Raw genomic sequence first — 595 nt, forward strand, 5'->3', positions numbered from 1 at the left:
GTCGTGGGAGGCGCTGGAGCGCGCCGGTATCCGCCCGGACTCCCTGAGCGGATCCCGTACCGGCGTCTACCTCGGCACGATGAGCTCCGACTACGGCAATCAGCAGGGCCATGACCTCAACGCCCTCGACGGCTACACCAGTACGGGCAACGCGAGCAGTGTGGTGTCCGGTCGTGTGTCGTACACGTTGGGGCTTCAGGGGCCTGCGGTGACGATTGACACGGCGTGCTCCTCGTCTCTTGTGGCGTTGCATCTGGCGGTGCAGGCGCTGCGTTCGGGTGAGTGTGAGGTGGCTCTGGCGGGTGGTGTCACGGTGATGAACACGCCTGCTCTGTTCGTGGAGTTCTCGCGGCTCAAGGGGATGGCCGCGGACGGGCGGTGCAAGTCGTTCTCGGCGCGTGCTGACGGGGCGGGTTGGTCCGAGGGTGCGGGTGTTTTGGTGCTCAAGCCGTTGTCGGCGGCGGAGCGGGACGGGGACCGGGTGCTGGCGGTGGTCCGTGGTTCCGCGGTGAACCAGGACGGCCGTAGTCAGGGGTTGACGGCGCCGAACGGTCCGTCTCAGCAGCGTGTGGTGCAGGACGCGTTGGATGCGGCT

The 595-nt window shown here is 67.6% G+C and carries 1 protein-coding gene; it reads left to right on the forward strand.

Going from position 1 to position 595, the window contains the following annotated elements; translation table 11 throughout:
• A partial coding sequence (locus tag BIV23_RS44520) for a beta-ketoacyl synthase N-terminal-like domain-containing protein (RefSeq protein ID WP_143079261.1) occupies positions 1 to 595 on the forward strand: 595 nt, incomplete at both ends.

It is taken from the genome of Streptomyces monashensis (genome assembly GCF_001866665.1).
Lineage (GTDB): Bacteria > Actinomycetota > Actinomycetes > Streptomycetales > Streptomycetaceae > Streptomyces > Streptomyces monashensis.